General features: G+C 63.1%; 17 protein-coding genes. 7 read left to right on the top strand and 10 right to left on the bottom strand.

Annotated features, from left to right (window positions below):
• Positions 1–13: 13 nt before the first annotated feature.
• Positions 14–655 carry a TetR/AcrR family transcriptional regulator gene (locus AC1RRJ_RS04605; RefSeq protein WP_493120533.1) on the bottom strand — a complete coding sequence of 214 codons (642 nt, stop codon included), beginning with the start codon at positions 653–655 and terminating at the stop codon, positions 14–16.
• A gap of 102 nt (positions 656–757) precedes the next feature.
• Here AC1RRJ_RS04605 and AC1RRJ_RS04600 point away from each other — a divergent pair, with 102 nt between their 5' ends.
• Positions 758–1708: a Coq4 family protein gene (locus tag AC1RRJ_RS04600; RefSeq protein ID WP_493120531.1), complete on the top strand. Its 951-nt coding sequence runs from the start codon at positions 758–760 to the stop codon at positions 1706–1708.
• 30 nt (positions 1709–1738) lie between these two features.
• On the opposite strand, the gene AC1RRJ_RS04595 is transcribed toward AC1RRJ_RS04600, so the two are convergent.
• Complete coding sequence (locus AC1RRJ_RS04595) at positions 1739–3085, bottom strand: oxygenase MpaB family protein (RefSeq protein WP_493120530.1); 1347 nt, start codon at positions 3083–3085, stop codon at positions 1739–1741.
• Between the two features lie 84 nt (positions 3086–3169).
• Between AC1RRJ_RS04595 and AC1RRJ_RS04590 the strand changes: the two genes are divergently transcribed.
• The 5 genes from AC1RRJ_RS04590 (at position 3170) to AC1RRJ_RS04570 (ending at position 9245) form a co-directional block, all read left to right on the top strand.
• Positions 3170–3850, top strand: coding sequence for a CerR family C-terminal domain-containing protein (locus AC1RRJ_RS04590; RefSeq protein ID WP_493120529.1), 681 nt, complete (start codon positions 3170–3172; stop codon positions 3848–3850).
• Positions 3851–4205: 355 nt separating this feature from the next.
• Positions 4206–5942: a hypothetical protein gene (locus tag AC1RRJ_RS04585; protein ID WP_493120528.1), complete on the top strand. Its 1737-nt coding sequence runs from the start codon at positions 4206–4208 to the stop codon at positions 5940–5942.
• A gap of 4 nt (positions 5943–5946) precedes the next feature.
• Complete coding sequence (locus tag AC1RRJ_RS04580) at positions 5947–7263, top strand: hypothetical protein (RefSeq protein WP_493120527.1); 1317 nt, start codon at positions 5947–5949, stop codon at positions 7261–7263.
• 9 nt (positions 7264–7272) lie between these two features.
• Entirely contained in the window at positions 7273–8358 is a 1086-nt protein-coding gene (locus tag AC1RRJ_RS04575) for a T6SS phospholipase effector Tle1-like catalytic domain-containing protein (RefSeq protein ID WP_493120526.1), read from the top strand.
• 236 nt (positions 8359–8594) lie between these two features.
• Positions 8595–9245: a hypothetical protein gene (locus AC1RRJ_RS04570; RefSeq protein WP_493120525.1), complete on the top strand. Its 651-nt coding sequence runs from the start codon at positions 8595–8597 to the stop codon at positions 9243–9245.
• A gap of 16 nt (positions 9246–9261) precedes the next feature.
• Here the strand turns inward: AC1RRJ_RS04570 and AC1RRJ_RS04565 are convergent, their stop codons facing one another.
• The 4 genes from AC1RRJ_RS04565 to AC1RRJ_RS04550 form a co-directional block, all read right to left on the bottom strand.
• On the bottom strand, positions 9262–9804 hold the full coding sequence (locus tag AC1RRJ_RS04565) for a hypothetical protein (protein WP_493120524.1): 543 nt from the start codon (positions 9802–9804) through the stop codon (positions 9262–9264).
• 11 nt (positions 9805–9815) lie between these two features.
• The gene (locus AC1RRJ_RS04560; RefSeq protein WP_493120523.1) at positions 9816–10640 is read right to left on the bottom strand and encodes a hypothetical protein; all 825 of its coding nucleotides are present in this window, start codon (positions 10638–10640) and stop codon (positions 9816–9818) included.
• A 29-nt stretch (positions 10641–10669) separates the two neighbouring features.
• Entirely contained in the window at positions 10670–11944 is a 1275-nt protein-coding gene (locus AC1RRJ_RS04555) for a hypothetical protein (protein ID WP_493120522.1), read from the bottom strand.
• Between the two features lie 199 nt (positions 11945–12143).
• Positions 12144–13676 carry a YadA-like family protein gene (locus tag AC1RRJ_RS04550; RefSeq protein WP_493120521.1) on the bottom strand — a complete coding sequence of 511 codons (1533 nt, stop codon included), beginning with the start codon at positions 13674–13676 and terminating at the stop codon, positions 12144–12146.
• Positions 13677–13898: 222 nt separating this feature from the next.
• Between AC1RRJ_RS04550 and AC1RRJ_RS04545 the strand changes: the two genes are divergently transcribed.
• Positions 13899–14408: an ECF-type sigma factor gene (locus tag AC1RRJ_RS04545; protein WP_493120520.1), complete on the top strand. Its 510-nt coding sequence runs from the start codon at positions 13899–13901 to the stop codon at positions 14406–14408.
• Position 14409: 1 nt separating this feature from the next.
• On the opposite strand, the gene AC1RRJ_RS04540 is transcribed toward AC1RRJ_RS04545, so the two are convergent.
• The 4 genes from AC1RRJ_RS04540 to AC1RRJ_RS04525 all read right to left on the bottom strand — a co-directional run bounded on the left by AC1RRJ_RS04540 (position 14410) and on the right by AC1RRJ_RS04525 (position 19583).
• Positions 14410–16713 carry a serine/threonine-protein kinase gene (locus AC1RRJ_RS04540; protein WP_493120519.1) on the bottom strand — a complete coding sequence of 768 codons (2304 nt, stop codon included), beginning with the start codon at positions 16711–16713 and terminating at the stop codon, positions 14410–14412.
• Positions 16714–17431: 718 nt separating this feature from the next.
• Positions 17432–17758 (bottom strand): DUF3325 domain-containing protein, encoded by a 327-nt coding sequence (locus AC1RRJ_RS04535; protein ID WP_493120518.1) that lies wholly within the window; start codon positions 17756–17758, stop codon positions 17432–17434.
• Positions 17755–19281, bottom strand: a complete 1527-nt coding sequence (locus tag AC1RRJ_RS04530) for a PepSY-associated TM helix domain-containing protein (protein WP_493120517.1) — start codon at positions 19279–19281, stop codon at positions 17755–17757. Before AC1RRJ_RS04530 ends, AC1RRJ_RS04535 begins: the two co-directional genes overlap by 4 nt.
• The gene (locus tag AC1RRJ_RS04525) at positions 19278–19583 is read right to left on the bottom strand and encodes an iron transporter (protein ID WP_493120515.1); all 306 of its coding nucleotides are present in this window, start codon (positions 19581–19583) and stop codon (positions 19278–19280) included. Before AC1RRJ_RS04525 ends, AC1RRJ_RS04530 begins: the two co-directional genes overlap by 4 nt.
• Between the last annotated feature and the right edge of the window lie 139 nt (positions 19584–19722).

Genomic DNA, 19722 nt, shown 5'->3' with positions numbered 1-19722 from the left:
AGACGGTCAGACGTCAGGAGATCTCACGCCGGATCAGCGGCAGGCCGCCAGCAAGCACAGCCTCGGCGGCGTCGAGCAGCCGCTCATTCTCGGCAACCAGATCGCCTGCCCGGCCGCTTTCCATCCAGCTGTCGAACGCCATACGTCCGCCCGCCACAAGCATCGCGGCGGCCATTTGCGCGCGCCGATCCTTCGCGGGGTCGATGCCAAGCTCGTCGGCGATATAGTCGGTCATCAAATCGATCTGAAGCCGCTGATGCCCGTACCATACCGGCAACAACTCGGGCTCTCCGGCAAGTGCGCGCCCGAGGTTGATCTGACCATCACCGTCGCGTTCATAAGCGTGCGCGATCCGCGCGACCTGATTGCGCCAGAACGACAGCACCGGCACGCCTTGCGCGCGCTGCGTCGTCACCACTTCCTCGAAACGCTCGCCCGCCCGGACCGCGATCGCAGCGGCAAGGTCGCGCTTCGACGCAAAATGGGTGAACAATGTGGTGATGTGGATGTCGGCCGCGTCGGCGATCGCCGCCATCGTCGCATCGCCATAGCCCAGCGTCACGAACAGGCGTCGTGCGGCTTCCTCGATACGCTGGCGCGTCCGCGCTTTCGCCGCGGTTCGCCTCGGAAAACTGACTTTGGATGCTTCGCTCATGCCCGGATTATAATCATTGCAGCGCGAAGCGCCAGCTATATAAGTTGATCATTCTATTCTTATAGTGCAATCTAGCAGCAGATGCATAGGGAGGCTTTGGCCATGATCGACATGTCGATGCGCAACGAGTTTGAAAAATGGGTCGAGACGGGCCGGCCGCCGCTGGCGGAGGAGCCGGTATTGGGGCTCGCCGCGCTGATGACGACCGCCGCCTTCGTCGATCCGGTCGCGCAGGTGCCGATCTTCGACGCCATCGCGGCCGCCACTGCGGCGAGCAGCGACGGCGCCGGGCGCGCCGCGCATATCGCAAAGGCTTTGCCGTGGGTGACGGCCGGAAAGCCGCGCATCGCACTGCCGCGACCCTTATGGGACGCGTTCTGGACCATCATCGAGCGGCCGCGGTCCACCGAGGATGGCGAGCTCGACCTGACGCTGGCCGTTGTCGCGCTCGGCCATCATTATGATCAGCGGATGATCGATGGCTGCGAAGCGGCGCTGCTCGAATTCGACGGGGTCCACGACCTTATCGCCCAGCCCGAGGTGCGTCTGACCACCGCCGATCTGGAAAGCCATGCGGCAGACAGCCTCGCCAAGGATCTGCTGTCGATGCTCAACGCCAATGGCTATGACATCGAGGTCATCGACGCCGACACCGTCGTCCTGCCCGGCGACTATCCGGCGCAAAACCGCACTAACCGCCGCATCCTCCAGCTTCACGACATCTGGCATCTGGTCGGCGGTTACGGCTTCACGCCCGCCGGCGAAGTCGCGATTTCAGGCTTTCAAATGGCCCAGTTCGGCCAGAATTACTCGACGCGCTTTCTGGCCACGGTGGCAACCAAGGCCGCAGTCGATGCGCCGGAACTGACCGACATATTGCTCACCGTAATGTTCGACGGATGGCGGCACGGCCGCACCACCAAGGAACTGATCGCGGTTCCCTGGCACCAGCGCATCGCCGATCCGATCAGCCGCATTCGCGCCGACCTGAACATTCAGCCGATCGACAGCAACGCCATGCGGATGATGGAAGCCTTCGCGCCGGCGGCGTGAGGTTCGGGGCGCCCCGGTGGGCGCCCCGCATCACTCGGCCGGAACGGGGGCCGCCGACGGGCGATATTGCGCAGCGTCGGTCGTGAATTCGGCATGGCCATAGCTGACGAGTTGCGCCTTGAGCTTCGCGACCAGTCGGCGGTCGGCGATGCCGCGCACCCCGGGAATATAGGCCGCGAGCGCGTAGAGGCGCATCCGGGCATAGATGAACAGCCCCGCGAACGCGGCGAGCGCGACATCGCCCGAGGTCAGTTTCACGCCGATCGACGCCGCCTTCGCCTTGTCGCCGCCCATGAAGCTTTTGACGAAGAACAGCTTGGCAAAGGCCAGTTCGAAGATTTCATGGGCGCGCGCACCCCGCGAATTGTCCGGCCGCAGGTCGGCCGCCATCGTCGCGCGCAGCAATTCGCCGCAGGTGCTGTCGTCATATCCGCTGCGCAATGTGCCGCTGCGCGCATTCATCAGGTCGACGATCCCCTGCGGTGTATCGGCGAGCAGCTCCTCGGGCAATCCGAGCAGGAAGCAGCGATAGCGCGCGAGTTCGACCATCGCGCGCTCGCGCGGCGTAAACTGGGTGCGCCCTTCCTCGATCATCTTGTACGAGAGGAGGAAGACCGAGATCAGCCCGGCGGGCATCTGGTCGACCTGCGGAATGGGGATGCCATAGACGCCCATGTCCCAGTCCTTCGGGCGCCGCAGCACATTCGCCCGCACCATCGAATGCATCAGCCGGACCATCGCCGCCGATTTGAAGCCGGGGCCAAAGCGTTCGAGCGCGCCCGGAAGCACCGATGTGGTGAAGAAGGTCGCGGTATCCTTGACGCGTCGTCCCGCAGTCTGGCTCGACAGCGTGCCGGTGACCGCCATCGGCAGCGCGGCATATTTGTTCATGAAGGTCGCGATGAAGGCGCCGCGGATGATGAACGGGCCAAGGTTCGCCGCCGCATTGCGATCGACCCGCGCGCCCTCTTCGACCAGCTTCATGTCGAGCCAGTCGGGGATGCGTTCCATATCCTTGATGAAGGCGACGAGTTCGGGCGGTGCGCCCGGCACATTCTCGACACCATGGTCGCAGGCGTTGGTCAGCATGTCGACCAGCGCACGAAAACCATGTTCACGCATCAGGCCGGCATAGGCGTCGGCGGTGACATCGCCGATCATCGTATAGGCACGGATGAACTCGACCCGGTCGGCGTCGGCGAGCAGCGCATCGCGGTCGCGATCATATTTCCCCGACAAGGCTGTCGCATCGCCCGGCGTCGCAGTGAAACGTTCCGGAACGGCCCGGAAATCGACATTTCCATACATCGCGGGAACGCGTTCGCGTTGCGATTCCACCCTGGTCCAAAGATTGTCGAGCGCCGCACGTGTGATCAATGTCCATCTCCCTCTCGACGAGATGTCGTCTCTCATATATATCAGTTGATATAAATTCAAGCGAAACGGACGAAGCACTTGCCGATGGCCCGCACAACACCCCCGATCACACCGCTCCGCACCGCCGCCGACGGCTATCGCAAGGGCGAGGAAACGCGCACGCGCATCCTCGACGTTGCGCTGACCGCCTTTGGCAACAGCGGCTTCGCGAGCGTCACCACGCGGCAAATCGCCAAGGAAGCGGGCGTGAACCTGCCCGCCCTCACCTATTATTTCGGGAACAAGCGCGGCCTCTATCTCGCCTGTGCGCACGCAATCGTCGCACGCTATCGCGAAGGCATGGGCGCGGTGGCCGAAGTGTCTTATGCCGCGCTCTGCGGACCGCTGACGCAGGGTGAGGCCCGCACCCTGCTCAAGCGCCTGTTCGCGGCGCTCGCACGCTTCCTTCTCGCAGCCCCCGAAGCGCAAAATCCGTCGCTGTTCGTCCAGCGCGAGATCGCGAGCCCCGGCCCCGCCTTCGAGATTCTCTATGCCGAACTTTGGCGCCCGGGGATCGAACTCGCCACCAATCTGATCATCCAGACAGCGAACGGGCGTCTGGCCGAAACCGAGGCGCAGGTGCGCGCCATCCTGATGATATCGAGCCTGACGGGCTTCCTCTCCGGGCTCCCCGTGGTCGCACGCACGGCAGGCAAAGCCGATTACACCGCGCTCGTCATCGCCGCGCTGGAGGGGCAGATCGATTCGCTTGGACGAGAAAACTGACAGCTTTCGGGAAACGCGCGGTGTCGCCGGAAGTGGCAGGATGCCGGTAGAAATCGAGAAGGATGATATCGCGGCTTTCAAAGAGGTAGCGGGATTCCAATCAGATATCCAAGATCATGATATATTTGATGGCCTTGTTTCGCTTGTTTCATGTCGCCCCTAATAGCGCGAGCGCCATGACATGCCCTGGCCCGGCGATGACCGCCTCCCAAAGCCGCACCAGTCGGACTTTCTTCCGAAACCCGGCTTCCGGATCGAACGATCCCAAGGGCAGAATGCTTCCAAATTGGCGCATTCATGCAATTCGTAAGTGACCATTTCTGGTAAACTGAAACCGATTCGGGGGACTCAGCAAATGGTCACGCTTCAGCCGGTACGAAAGCTAACGATCGTCGCCAAGGATCCCGGGCTGCGTCTCGGTGCGAAAGGCCCGATGGTCTTTGCGCAGGTCGATGTGCCCGCCGAAATACTCAGCCCCGGCCCGACCGGGTACCGGATCAAAGTGGTCGACTATAATGCTACCGAACGGCGTGCTTATGCCAACAGGCAGCGGTACCAGACAGGAGACACGCTGCTCGACCCCTTTGCGCCCGCCGAAGGGGAGGAGCTGACGGATCCCGACTATCAGGCGCGCGTGATCGCCAATCCGAACTTCCACGCACAAAATTGCTATGCGATCGCGATGCGCACGCTCGGTGTCTTCGAACGGGCGCTCGGCCGGCGGGTCGGCTGGTCATCCGGCGGACACCAGCTCCACATCGCGCCCCACGCCTTCGCACTGGCCAACGCATTTTATTCCGAGCCCGACCGGTCCCTGATGTTCGGATATTTCTTCGACGACAAGGAGCGCCCCGTCTTCACGGCTCTCAGCCACGATATCGTAGCGCATGAAACGACCCATGCCGTTCTCGATGGCCTGCGTTCCAGATATACCGAACCGTCAGGCCCGGATCAGGCCGCGTTTCACGAAGGCTTTGCCGATATCGTCGCGATCCTGTCGATCTTTTCGCTACCCGAAGTCGTCACGGCAGGTTTGGGCGTGACCACCAGGCTGCCCGGCACCGGCGAACCGTTGGTCTTCATCTCCGCCGACAAGGTCACCGCCGATGCTATTCGGACATCGATCCTGATGGGGATCGGCGCCGAAATCGGAATGGCGACGGGCGGCGGACGCGGCGCCTTGCGTCAATCGGTCCAGATAGAACCCCGCGCCGACATCCTTGACGATCCCGACATGGCCGAGGCGCATAACCGCGGCGAAGTCGTGGTCGCTGCGATGACACGGGCCTTCGTCGAACTTTGGACGACACGCATCTCGCATCTCGGAACCTTCGGCCGCCGCGGCTACAATCTGGCTGCCGTGGTCGAGGAAGGAGCGAAGGCAGCCGCGCAGCTCCTGCAAATGGCGGTTCGCGCTATCGACTATTGCCCGCCGACCGATCTTGATTTCGGACAATTTCTCGCGAGCCTGCTCACCGCGGACCGCGAGCTTGTACCCGACGACAGCCGCTTCGGTTACCGGGCATTGGTCAGAAAATCCTTCGCGAACTTCGGCATTGTGCCGCCCGTCGGGCAGACCGACGCCGAAGGCTGTTGGCCTCATTTCGTCACGGACGAGGAACTCCGCTATTCGCGCAGCAACGCCGAAGCCCTCACCCGCGATGTCGATGAATGCTTCCGCTTCCTCTGGGAGAACCGCACCGCGCTCGACATCACCGAGCGCGGCTACACCGAAGTCATATCGCTCGATACGTCGCTCAGGATCGATCCCGACGGCATCCCGTTTCGCGAGACGATATGTCAATATGTCCAGATCGGCCATTTCTTCGGGTCCGAACTCATGGCGATCTGCAAGATCGACCCGCTTCCCGAGGGTTTTACGACCAAATCGAGTGCGGACCTGTTCGGCGGCGGGGTCGTCGTGTTCGATCAATATGGGCGCGTCAAATATCACATCAGAAACGGCCTGATCGACGGGGACCGCCAGAAGCGGCGCCTCGAATATCTGCGCGACACGGGCCAGATGCGCGCACGGCGCGGCGACGACCGCAACCGGTTCGCCAGCCTGCACCTCGCGCGGATGGGAGGCTAAGGCCATGACGACCCCGGTGACCGCGACAATTCGTGCCTATCAAATGGGTTTTGGCGACTGCTTCCTGCTGAGCTTTGCCTATGACGACCACAGCGTCCGGCATATACTGATCGACTTCGGCAGCACCGCCATGCCCCGCGACACCCAGGTCAGCCTCGACGAGGTAGCTGCCGATATCGCGCTGCAATGTGGCGGCGAACTGGATATCGTGGTCGCGACCCACCGCCACAAGGATCATATCAGCGGCTTCGCGACGAGGGCGAATGGCAAGGGCCCCGGCGACGTCATCCGCAACCTCAATCCCAAAAGGGTGATCCAGCCCTGGACGGAAGCGCCCGATGCGCCCGAAGGATGGGAAGGCCCCGAAGGAAGCAGCACCGCACATGCTTTCGCCCTGCAACGCGCCTCGCTCGAGAATATGCATGCGGTGGCGCAGGCCGTGGTCGACCGGCTGGATCGCAAGGGCGGCTTCGATCCGCGCTGGCCGCTCGCCGACAGGCTTCGCTTCGTCGGTGAAGACAATATCAAGAATGTGTCGGCCGTAACCAACCTCATGACAATGGCCGGCAAGCCCGAGAATAATATCTATGTCTATCATGGGTGCGACCTCGATCTTTCCGCGATCCTGCCGAATGTGAAAGTCCATGTGCTGGGGCCGCCGACGCTGAAGCAGTCGGACTCGATCAAAACCTATGCGAAGACATCGGCGGATTATTGGCTGAAGGCCCGAAACCTGGCCCTACTCGCCGCGACCGACGAGATTGCCGCAGCCAAAACCAGCACGCTTTTTCCGGACCTCAAGAAGACGGACAGCTTCCGTCAATCGAAGCTGCCCACCGAAATGCGGTGGGTAGCGGAACGGGTCGACCTTGCGGAGCAGGAGCAGATGCTGGGCATCGTCACCGCGCTCGACGATGTCATGAACAACAGCAGCGTCATCCTGCTGTTCGAGGCGGGAGGCAAGAAGCTGCTCTTCCCGGGAGACGCCCAGCTCGAGAATTGGCAATATGCGCTGCAGTCGGATCTCGCGGATCTGCTCGACGATGTCGATCTGTACAAGGTCGGCCATCACGGCAGCCTCAATGCAACCCCCAAGTCGATGTGGCAACGCTTCCGGAAGCGCGGCAAGGCGGACAAGCCGGACCGGCTGAAGACGATCATGTCGACCATGGCCGGCAAGCATGGCGGCAAGAATGGAGCACCGACCGAGGTTCCCCGCATTCCCCTGGTCAATGCCCTCAAGGCCGACAGCACCCTGTTCGATACGCAGGACCTCCACCCGGCCGAGCTCTGCCAGGTCATCACCATCGATCTGCGATAGGCGAACATCATGGCCCGGAACATCATCTTGTGCTGCGACGGCACGTCCAACCAATTCTCCAAGGACCGCACGAGCGTCATCAAGCTCTTCCACGCTCTCGTCAAAACCGAGGACCTGCAGCTCGTCTATTATCACCCCGGCATCGGCACGCGGGCGCCCAGCGGCATTGGAACGAAGACCGGCGGCTGGCTCGGCCGCACCGCCGGCCTTGCCTTCGGCTATCGCCTCCAGGACGACATCGCCGACACCTATCGCTTCCTTATGAATCATTATGAGCCGGGCGACCGGGTCTATATCTTCGGGTTCAGCCGCGGCGCTTATACGGCGCGCGTCGTGAGCGCGATGCTGCGTCTTTATGGCCTTGCCGCGCGCGGCAACGACGCGCTCGTTCCCTATGCCGTCGAAATGCTCTGGGCGCTGGCCAAAGCCAGCGAGGGCGCCCCTTATGCGGCCGCGGCCGGGCTCGCACGCGATTTCAAGCGGACAATCTCCAGCCGCGCGTGCAAGACGCATTTCCTGGGCGTATGGGATACCGTCAATTCGGTCGGCTGGATCGGGAGCCCGCTGACGATCCCGTACGGGCGGGACAATCCCGATGTCGCGATCGTACGGCATGCGAAGGCCCTCGATGAACGGCGGGGCTTCTTCCGCGTCAACTGGTTCAAGGAAGACGATCGGCGCGATATCCAGGAAGTCTGGTTTCCCGGCACCCATTGCGATGTCGGCGGAGGATGGCCCGAAGCCGAGAGCGGTATGTCCAAATATCCGCTCGCCTGGATGGCTGCGGAGGCGATCAAGGCGGGGCTTCTGGTGGACCAGTCGCGACTGGACGAGGTGCTCGGGCGTTCGCCCGGCTCTTATGCCCCGGCCAGCCCGACCGCCAAGATTCACTACGGGATGGGACCTGTGTGGGCTCTCGCCGAGTTCGTACCCAAGAAGCACTGGAATTTCGAAAAACAGGATTGGGAGTGGCGCGCCAATCTGTTTCGGCGCCGGTCGCTTCCGGCCGCACCCGTCGTTCACGATGTAGCCTGGGAAATTCCCGGTTACGAGGCGCCCGAGGGGGCGGTCAGGCTCTCCGAGGCGTTTCTATAAAGCCGAACGCGAATGATCATCGGCGATCGGCCCATCGGCAAGGCGAAGAGCCATAATTGATGCTGCGATGACCGAATAGCCCCGCCCTGTGCGAGGAAATGAGAGTTGGGGCTGGCGTTCAGAGACCTTTCGCTTTTGGTGGAAGAACCAGTCATAGCGGACATTGCCCATGTGGCGAGGGCCAGGACGTAAATCGACCGATTGCGAACATAAAGAAATTGGCGCAATCCACAGTAATGCTATCTCGAACTTTCATTACAGCGACTTCGATCGCGGCGTTGTTTCTTGTCGGCGTATCGGCGCAACAACAAACCGGCGAGTCTTCGGGACAGCAGGAAAACAGCATCGGGTGGCACCAGGATTCTACGCCCGACGCGACCAAAGAATTCGGCAGTTTTCAGGTTATTCGAAACGTAGAGCCGGACTATGATCCTCCGCTATTGCACGCGTTACCACCCGCAAAAGAAGCGAAACTGGCGTGGAGAAATGGCAGGGGCGATTTCAAGCTGGTGATGATCGACGACGGATTTGAGGTCGAACTGTTCCTGTCGATCCTGTTTGCAAGCAACGGAATCGATTTCCACAAGTGCGGAACGCGCGTTGTTATCAAGCCAGACTTCGAGCAGGAAAGCGCGAAGAACTGGAAAACTCTGCGAACCAGAATCGATCATTTCCTCAAATCCTGCCAATCCCTGGACAAATATGATCGAGACCGAATTGCATCCGATGTGCTGAGGGCCGCTGTCGATTACCCCGCCGCGGCCGACTCCTGGAAATCCCTGTCGAGACAGCTCTTTGGTCCTTCGACCCGTCGATGCATCAAGACGAAGATCGACAGGAGCTATTCCCCCAGTCCCCTGATAACCTGCACTCGTTTTTCCGCGTGATGGCCATGCCGCCGCGCTAGCCGCCAACCCGCTCGACCAAGCCCGCTGCAATATCCCTGACACGATCTCCCGGCACCGGGCCCACGGTCAGGATCACGAATCTTTCGTCATCGAGAAATACATTCATCTGGTTGATTCCCGGCACGAAGAAAGCCGCCTTGCCGAGGTCCGGGACATCCTCAATCGCCTTGGCGCTGAACGCACGCATCGTCGCCTCCGTGGCCTTGCGCGTCTGCGCAATTGTCTCGGGCGTGTTGTCCGCGATCGGTGAGCGACGGGCCATGAGCGTCGCCGTACCGCCCCCCTTCAGCCTGTAGGTGCATTCCGAGGTCGCCGCTTCGGTCGCGGTCAGCTGATGGACGAAGGCCAGGCTCGTCTCGGTAACCGTATCACCGAGCGCCTCGCCCAGCGCTGCCTTGTCGAGCAGTTTGCAGGCATCGGTTGCATCCCATCCGGATACTGCGGTCTTGGATGTTTCGTCCTTACCGGCGCTTTGCGAGCCGCCGCATGCGGCGAGCGCCAGCGCCGGACCCAGCGCAAGAACCATGCATTTCCTCATGCCCTGTCTCCTCAGCAACCCCCGGCACGATTGCCGGTCTTTTCCGCGCTGTAATAGGACGCATAGCCGTCGCGATGGGCCGCGCCCTCCGTCCGGACGATGCCGACCAGTTTTCGCCCGTCGGGCGAAAACTGGAACAGCCCGGTTTGCGGCTCGGCCCCTTCGTCGCGCATGGTCAGACGCATTACACGTCCGTCGATGACGCCGTCGAAGGCGCCATTCTGATATTGGTAACAGCCGCTCACGCGGTTGCCCGACTGCACCAGATGGATCCATCCCCAACCGCTCGCGCCGTCATAGTTTCCCGAAAGATTGGTGAGCGCCGCATCGCGGGTCAGTTGTTCGCCATAGCCGTGAAACCCGGTGAAACCCTGATAGTCGTCACCATAATTGCCATGCAGCGTCAGGCGGACCCAGCGTGCGGTTGGCCGTTCCTCGGGCTTGAAAGCAAAACTCTGGTTGTTTCGCGCCATCTGGAGCGTCCCGCTCAACACCGGACGAAAGCCGGAGCGCGATGAGGTTTCGGAGACTTCGACCGTGAAATTTTTCGGTGCCTTGCGGTCGCGGTTGAGCCCGGCCGTGTCAAAGGCGATGCGGCCAAGCCTAGTCGTTTCTGCCAGTTCGAGCACGAAAGCGACCTCGCCCGCGTCGCCCGTCCAGTCGGTGGCGGGGGTATCGTCGATGAGGTTGAGCGGACTCGACGCCATCTGCGTCATCTCCTCCTCATTCGGGACCGACACGAGCCGAGCCCCCGAAGCGAAGGAAAAGACATCGGCCGGCCCATTCTGCGCTGCCGTTGACGAGGTCGCAGCGATCACGACAAATGCCGAAAGCATGAACCTCGCCATGGGTTCAGATAAGATGGTCATTGGCTTTTCTTCCTTTCCTGGGCTTCCCTGACGATTTTGCGGAGAAGCGGCGACACGCCCTCCGCACCCGGCGCGCTGATCGCCTGGTCACCGGTCAGCACATTGCGCAATCCGCCCAGCACGGTCCCGGCGTCACCATTATCCTGCCGTTCCGCATCACGGTTTTCGCCAGTGACATCACGTCCGAGGCCGCGTCCAACGACATCGCGAACGCGACGGCCGGCCAATGCTCCGCTGACGGCGTTGTCCGAGTTGCCATAGTCTTCCTCGGGCCGGTCAGGGCTGCCGTTCGAATTGTTGCCGCCACCCCCCTTTTCGCCGCGGTTATCGTTGTCGTTGTCGTTTCCGCCGCCGTCGTCATCCCCGCGACCGTTGTCATTTGAGCTGGCTTGATCATTCGTGGTGCCGCGATCGCCCGAATTGCGCTGCTGCTCGCCGCGGTTCCCTTCGCTCGCGCTGCTGCCGCTGTTCGATCCGCCGCTATCATTGCCGGAACCACCCCGCCCTCCCCGGGAGTTGCGATCGCTCTGGTCGCTATTCAGGCTGCCGCCATCCGGGTTGGAGCCGCCTTCCGCGCCCGAGTTCAATCCGCCCGCGTCCGAGTTGTAGCCCGCTCCGTCGGAATTGTGCCTGCCCGTGCCCGAGTTCCGCCCGCCCCCGTTCTCATTGAAACTGCCGCCGTCGGAATTGCGGCCTCCACGGCCGCTGTTCAGGCTGCTGGAGCCCGAGTTGAGACCGTCCTCCGAGTTCCCGCCCCCGCCATGGCTGTTGAAAGCACCGCCCGAGGAATTGGGGCCGCTACCCCCGTCGGAGTTCCGACCGCCTGCGTCGCCTCCGGCGCCTGACGAGTTGAGACCGGCACCATCCGAGTTCAGACCCGCGCCACCGCCGTTGAGGCCCTCGCGTGAATTGAAGCCCGCTCCCTCGCTATTGCGTCCATTGCCCGAATTATACTCCGCACCTCCGCCGTTCCTGCCGCGGCTGGCGGCGCCACCGTTCGCGCTCCCCCGATCGCTATTTGTCGATTGACGGCCGACTGAGTTCGCACCGCTGTTCGCGCCAAGCCGGTTGCTGATGGCCGGTCCGCGATCGAGACCGGCGTCGTTCCCGGCATCACTGTCTTCAATCTCACCGACACGTTGTGCAGTCGGGGAGAGTTTTTGTATGTTTGCACGGGCGACACCCGGCTCGGCATCAAGCTGCGCCCCGGCAGGAACAGCGGCAAACAACAGGGAAAGCGCAGCTCCCGCGAGCCAACCCGGTTTCGGCATCGTTCCTCTCCTTCATCTCGCCCGGCAACGGACTTCCAGTGCAAAACGAGAAAATGGCTGAAAAGCGGACATGGGCCCCGCAACTTTCCCGCCCCCCAACTACCCGGAGGAAAAGCCGCGCAAAAATCCGGCAATCCGGTGGCGTGGCAACCAATCCGGCCACGCCGCCGTAGCGGGGACATTGCACACCGGTGGGCGCTTAAAACTCCCCGGCGACGCCGACCCGCACCGCGGTATTGCTGCTGCCCGCGTAGGAGACGCCGGCGGTGAAAGCCAATGGCGCGCCCGTATCAAAGCGATGGGCGAACGACGCCCCCATTGCCTGCTCGCCACGGAAGGTCGCGAGATTGAAGGTATAGCTTGTCCTGCCAGGTTCCGAGGGCATCGGGGCAGCGGTCAGGGCCACCGCCGCTGCCGTGCCGCGCTGCGCTTCGCGACGATCGTGATCGGTGATGGCATAAAGCTCGCCGATCCGGGCGCTGTGCGAAGCGGTCAGCGCCTGCAACGCCGGGATGGCGGCCGAGGTCATCGTCTCAAGCGAGGCCAGCCGGCCATTCTGCGCGGCGTTTACCGTCTGCACCGCCGAAATTTGTGCCACCTGCGCCGTGTTGACGTCTTCCACGGCGGTGATCCGCCCGTCCTGCACAACGGTCCGGGCGAGCGCCGTACTCGCATCGGCCGCCGCGCCCGTCGCTGTCGCCTGAGCCGTTGCAGCATTGGCAAGCGCGGCGCTGGCCGTGCCCTGTGCGACCGCTGCCTCGGTTCGCGCTGCGTCAGCGGTGGTCTGTGCCGCGGCGGCGTTGGCAACGGCGGCGTCGGCGGTCGCCTGGGCCCCGGTGGCGCTTCCCGTCGCCGCATTTGCTACTGCTAGCGCTGAATTGGCGGTCACCTGCGCGGCAGTCGCCTTTGCGTCCACCACATCGAGTTGCGCCTTGTTGACCGCATCGGTCGCGTCGGTCCCCGCCGCGACGTTAATGATCTGCCGCTGAAAGATCGATCCGCCAAAATCGGTACTTCCGCTTCCGACCGAGACGACGTTGTCGCGTTCGTATCGGCTCGCTCCGGCGCCCACCGCATTGTTCGAATCCTTGCCCAGCACAATACTGTTGTCGAATGCATAGGCCCCCTGCCCGATGGCAATCGCGCCCTGCCCCGCAGTACGGCTGCCCAATCCGACCGCTACGGCGCCCAGACCATTGCTATAGCTGTCCGACCCGATCGCGATGCCGCCGTCCCGGTCAGACATGGCCCGATAGCCGAGCGCGATCGCACCCTCGGATTTGTTGAAATTGGGGCTCATGCCTGCCTGGGCGCCATTTCCGATGACAACATTCCCGCGCCCATTGGCAATCGTGTTTGTCGTTACGAACCCGAGTGCCGGTCCCCCGATTGCGATATTTTCTCCGCGACCGTTTGTCGCCGTCAGCAAACCGATGGCCACAGAACCGGGGCCATAAGCCTGCGCTTCTTTCCCAACGGCCGTCGAACCAAAATCGCCTAGCAAACCGGATCCTGCCCGGGCACCCGATCCGATCGCTGTCGCATTGGAACCGAGCGCTATCGCGCCCGGGCCACAGCTTGTGGTGTCGGAACCCGAAACGGTTCCGGTGGGATTGCCATCCGTATCGACACAGATCACCTGATCGGGATCAGCATGGGCCACGCCGGGCAGCATCAGGGCGGCGGTGAGTGCCAATGGTGCGGCGGCGGCAAGCAGGCTCAATTTCCGCATGATATCTTCCCTTATTAGCGCAGCAGCGTAGGCTGCGCGCATGGTTGAGCGTTTGGACCCGCCGGGTGAGCGCTGTCGCCGCGCCCCTCCCCCTCACACGCGTACGCCGACGGCGACCGCGCTTGCCTTGCCCCCGCCGACCTGCGAAGATCGACCGAGGCATCAGGCAGAAAGTGGAGACGGGTTATTTCCGAGGAAGCGGACAGGCCGCCCGAAAAAAAGATGCCGGGCCAGGCCGACGCCCTCGTCGCCAGCCTCTACGAAGAGCTTCACGTCATCGCCCGCCGCGAGCATTATCGGGCCGGGGGCGGACAGACCTTGCAGACGACGGCGCTGATCAACGAAGCCTATGTGAAGCTGCGTAAAAGCGACGGCTGGGAAAACCGATCGCATTTCCTGGCCTGTGCGGCGACCGCGATGCGCCATATCCTGATCGACGCGGCGCGTTCGCGGCTGGCGTCAAAACGTAACGCCCCGACATTCAGCTTCGTCGAGAGTCTCGATTCACCCGCTGCGGCCGTGCCCGAGGATGAGCAGGTAATCCGACTGGGCGATGCATTGGAGGGGTTGAAGCGGCAGGACCCCAATCTGGCGCAGGTTGTCGACTGCCGCTTCTTCGCCGGCATGGACGAAAAGGAGACCGCCGACGTGCTGGGCGTCACCGATCGCACCGTAAGGCGCTGGTGGGTACAGGCGCGCGCCTGGATCCACCATGAAATGGCGACGAACTGATCTAGCTCGCTTCGTTCAGCCGCGTGCGGAGCGCCGGGAAGGATTTAAGGTAGGATGATCCCGCCGCGCCCTCGGCCCGGAACAGCGCTTCGGACCGATCGGCCTCGCGCCGCGCTTCGGCGACCTTCCCTTCGTTCAGCAGGAGCAGCGCCTTGGCCCGCGCGAAGATCGCCTGCGGCAGGCCCGGTTTGGGTAAAGCCGCGACCAGTGGTTCGGTGGCGGCCATCGTGCGGCGCGCGCCCGCGACATCCCCCGCCTCTGCCTCCGCCTCGATCAGGCCCGATGCGATGAACAACGTTGGCGGCGCAGAGGGGCTGAGATTATCGGCAGCCATCGGCAAAGCCTCGGACAAAATGACCTTCGCCTCCGCGAATTTCCCGAGCGCGAGCTTCGCCCGCCCGAGTTGCAACAGGTCGACGGCAAGGCCCGCCGAGCGACCGAACACGGCGCGGCGGCGTTCGGCGACGCGCTCGACAATCTTCTCTGCCGCAGCCGGCTGGCCGAGCTTCAACAAACGCACCCCTTTGAGCTGAGTGATCGCCAGACCCTGCATGCTCGCTTCCTGGCCGGTGCGACGGATCACGGCGTTCGCGCGGTCGAAAATGGGGAGCATGGCGTCAAGCTGGTTCGCCTCCGCCATATAGACAAGCAGATTATTATAGGCGGTCAGCAGATCGCGGTGGCTCTCGGCGAAGACGACATCGGCGTCGGGCAAAGTCCGGACGAGCAATGCGATCGCATCGTCAAGCCGCCCCGTACGACGCCAGAGCTGGGCGCGATTGAGGTTGAGTTCGACCAGCTCGTGCCGAAAGCGGGCGGGATCGGCCTGAAAAACCGGCTCGGCGGCATCGAGCAGCGGCGCCATTTCGTCAGTCCGCCCGAGTGCCGCCGCCGATGAGGCCGCGCGCATTTTGAGTTGCGCGGTGGCGACCGGATTTCCCCGACCGATACCCCGGGCGAGCGCTTTCCGGATCAGGGCATCGGCTCCTGCGCTATCTTCCAGATTCACATACAGATCGAACAGCGTGACGATCAGGTCGGCCGATTTCGTGCCTGTGTCGAGCGAATTGGCAAGGCGGGTCGAGGTCTGGTCGAGCATCTGTTTGACGGTGAGATTCTCGCCGCCATCGGATTGCACCGTGTCGCGCATCATGACCGTCAGCATGCGATTGATCGCTTCGGAACGCCGTGCCTCGGCGAGGGCGACGTCGCGTTCGATAGCCGTCTGCCTTGCTTGCCACGCTATGCCGGCTGCGCCAACCAGCAGGGCCGCGAGCACAGCCGCGGTTGCCGCGACACCCCAGCGATAGCGGCGGATGAAACGCCCGATCATATAACGTGTCGATCCGTCGCGGGCATGGACCGGCAGATATTGCTGATGGCGCCCGATATCCTCGGCAAGCGCGCTGACACTGAGATAGCGCTCGGCGGGGTTGCGCCGCATCGCTTTCATCACGATCGCATCGAGATCGCCGCTGATCCTGGCGGGAGGGACCGGCGCATCGTCCTGCGCCGCGGCCCGGCTCGGCAGTATCGCATCTTCATAGAGTACGCGGCGGATCATCGCCGGGACCGAAGCCTTCCCGCTGCGCCAGGGGCTTTTGCCGCTGACCAGTTCATAAAGCACGACACCGAGCGCATAGATGTCGGTCGCAGCGGTCGCCTCGTCGCCGTCGAGTTGCTCGGGAGCGGCATAGTCGGGCGTCAGCATCGCCTGCGTCGTGGCCGGCAGGGCCGCGCTGTCATCGAGTAACTTGCCGATCCCGAAGTCAAGCAGACGCGGCTTGCCGCCCGCGTCGATCAGGATATTCGACGGCTTGATGTCGCGGTGAACGACCAGATTGGCGTGGGCATAACCGACTGCCTCGCACACCTCGCGAAACAGATTGAGCCGCGCATCAAGGTCGACGCCATGCCTGGCGCACCAGCCATCGATCGGCTCACCATCGACGAAATCCATCGCAATATAGGGCCGACCATCGGGCGCGACCCCAGCGTCGATCAGCCTGGCGATCCCGGGATGATCGAGCCGTGCCAACAGCCGGCGCTCGCGCGTGAAGCTCTCCGCCCGTTCGGCGGCATCGATACGCAACAGTTTCAGGGCGACCCTCTGCGTGAAATCGCTACTCGCCCGCTGCGCCAAATAAACCTCGCCCAGACCGCCCCGCCCGATCAGCCGTTCAACAACAAACCCGCCGACATGCTGCCCCTCGCTCAAGGACGTAAAGTCGGGAGACGCCCTCTCGAGGCCCAGAAGCGGCGGCTCGCCATCCAATATCCCTTCGCTTCGCGAAGACAGGAGCAAATTTCTTGCGGCAGCAATGATGGCCGGGGACTGCCCTGACCGGGCCAGCCGCTTCGCCTGGATACCAGGCGGGACGTCTATCAACTGCTCGAATAGCTCCTGAACCAACCGCCAGTCGCCATGTTCAAGACGGTCCATTGCTTCGCCCCCAATATCCTTGCCCGGAACAGGGCCGGGAAACGCGCCATATGCAAGAAGTTTTGGCTCACTACTCTTTCAAACCCGGGAATTCCTGATTTGGCCGCTTACCGGCCGGACAGTTTCCGGCGATGGATCACAGATAGCGAACGTGTCTGGACAGCGTGGCGAAACCCGTTCTCCCCGGTCCCTCGGGACGACCGCCACGGTGGACAGCACGAAGAAGACCCAAGCACAGCAAGTCCTTTCCGGGGGGTAGGCGAAGGATCGCCATGCCGGGCTCATCCCGGCACCTGGTCGTTCATTTCCAAAGGGTTAGTCGTGACCTTCGGTTCGCGCAGGCGCCAGCTTTCGCCGCCATCGCACGTTAATTGAGCGCATCCCCGCGGCACAGGCGGCGCGCAATTCCGGGTATGTGCGCTTTTTTGTCCGGGTCTTTCCGGGACGCCTTGTCGGTGTCGAACTGCGCAACTGCAGACAAATCAAGCACAAGGTGTGCGGTTTCCGACGCTTTGCGGACGATGGCCATCCCCCGTGGATTTGGCGGAATGACCGAACGCCTGAGCCATATGCCAAACCGCTATTGCAACAGGTGCAAGAAGCCGGCGAAGCCTCCGATTACGCTGCCGCCGATTGCCAAACGCGGCAAAGCGTGTGGAACAAAGTGAAGAACCACAACGACGAGCGCGGCCGCGAAAGCGGCAAGGCCGATCCATTCGACGAGTGCAAATCGCCAATTGGGTGCTGCGAGCGCCACGACCAGCGACAGCGACATCACGGCCCAGCCCAGACCGCGCAGCCAGCGCGGCTTGCTTGTAAAGCCGGCATCGCGCGCATGTCGCTGCATCGACAGGCTGATCAGCGACAAGCCGCCAAAGGCCAACGGCAGTTCCGCGAAGGCATTCATGGCTGAATCGATCGGCGACGGCGCTGCGGCAAGCTGCCCGCCGACGTAGCACGCGCCTTTCGCGCGATTGTCAGCGCGAACGCCGCCAAGGCGAACAGCACCAGATCAAAGCCGGTGAAGAGCCAGTCTTGCGCGGCGACGGCGGCCCACAACCCGCGTCCGGTCAGCCCGAACGACAGGAACGGCAACGCGGCGGCGCTCAGCGCCATGAACGCAAAGGCTTCGCGCCACGCCCGCTGCGGCGGACGCAATGTGGCAAAGAGCAGCGTCGCGCTCCACGCCCAGAAAAAGGCGCTCACCTCGGCTTCGGCGCGGCCGGGCATTTGCGCCGGCAGCAAGCGGTTGGCATAGAGGAGGGACAGGATCGCGATCGGTACCCCCGTCAAGACGCCGACATTCAATCGTGCGGCCAGCCACGGGCCCACTCCTCGCGCCTGCGGCCGCGACCGGACCCAGAGGACAAGCCCCGTTGCGATCGTCGCGGCGAGCGCGAGCCCGCACAGGAAATATAGCCAGCGGCTCACCTGCGGCGCGAAACGTCCCATATGGAGGCCATAGAGCACATCATAGGTTTGCCGCGCCGGCCGCGCTTCTGTGTAGCGACTGATGAGGTGGCCGGTCGAACCATCGAACGTCACCGTCTTCGCCGCATAAGCCAGTTGATCGCCGTCCTGATTGCCGATGGTCACGATCGCATGCGCGTCGCCCGGATTGGCGATGCTGACCCGCCCGACGCGCCCCTCGCCAAATTGCCGCTGCGCCGCGGCCAGCATCGGCCCGATCGGGGCCATCGGCGCCGGGCGGCCCGCCGCATCGCGGCTCACCAGACCCGGGGACGCTTCGGCAAAGGCCGTCTTCAGATCGTCGCCGTAGCTCGCGACGGTGCCCCACGGCATGACGAGCGTCAGCACCGTGACGATACCGGTGACGGTGATCATCAGATGGAAGGGCAAGGCCAGTACGCCCAGAACATTGTGGGCGTCGAGCCAGCTGCGTTTGCCCTTCCCCGCCCGGAAGGTGAAATAATCCTTGAAAATCCGCTTGTGCGTCAGAATGCCGCTGATGATCGCGATCAACATCAGCATCGCTGCGGCCGAAGCGAGGAGGCGGCCCCAAGGATAGGGCAGCTGCAGATCGAAGTGAAAGCGATAGAGGAATTCGCCGCCCAGCGTCTCGCGCGCCACATCGGGGCGGCCGCTGACCGGATCAAGCGCGATGTCGCGATAGCCGAGCGGCGCCGCCGGATCGTCGAACACCGCCTGCGTCGTCAGGATCCGGTCGTCGGGAGCCGTCAGATACCAGCCAGCCGCTTTGGGATGATGCGTGCCAAGCCAGCCGACGGCGGCCTCGATCGCGGCATCGGGGGGCGCCGCGCCGGCAATTTCCGGCCGCATCCAGCCGCTGATTTCGGACCGGAATACGGTCGCCGTACCGCTAAGCACGATCGCGAACATCAACCATCCCAGGATCAGCCCGGACCAGCTGTGCAGCCCGGCCATCGATTGGCGGAACCCCTGCCTCATCCCGGCTGCCCGATCAGCGCGGCGACGCCGGCGAACAGCGCGGCAAGCCCCAATATGCCTGCCGCCGCCTGCCAAAGCCGCGGTACGGCATAAGCCCAGATGGCCGCGGCGGGCATCGCAAGAATGGCGGCAAGCGAGGCAGTGACCGTCGCCTCGGCTCGCGGCATCGGCAATCCGCGCGCAAGGACAAAGGCCAGCGCGACGGCCAAGGCATAGCCGCCGACCGACGCCAACAGCAAACGGGCCGTTATGCGAAGGATCGGGAATGTACGCGGAAACGGCCGCGGCCAGATGATCGGCATCGGCCTCCTATTACCTATTGCGACTTATTTGCAATAATAAATGCCCTGCAGCAGTGCTTTTGTTACAGCGACAGGCCGTGCATCGCATCGGGAACAAAAAGCCGGACCAGGTCTCCGCACACCTTGCAAATGCGAGTTA

The sequence above is a fragment of the Sphingopyxis sp. GW821-FHT12C06 genome, from assembly GCF_058807415.1.
This window is presented reverse-complemented; position numbering and strand designations above follow the sequence as displayed.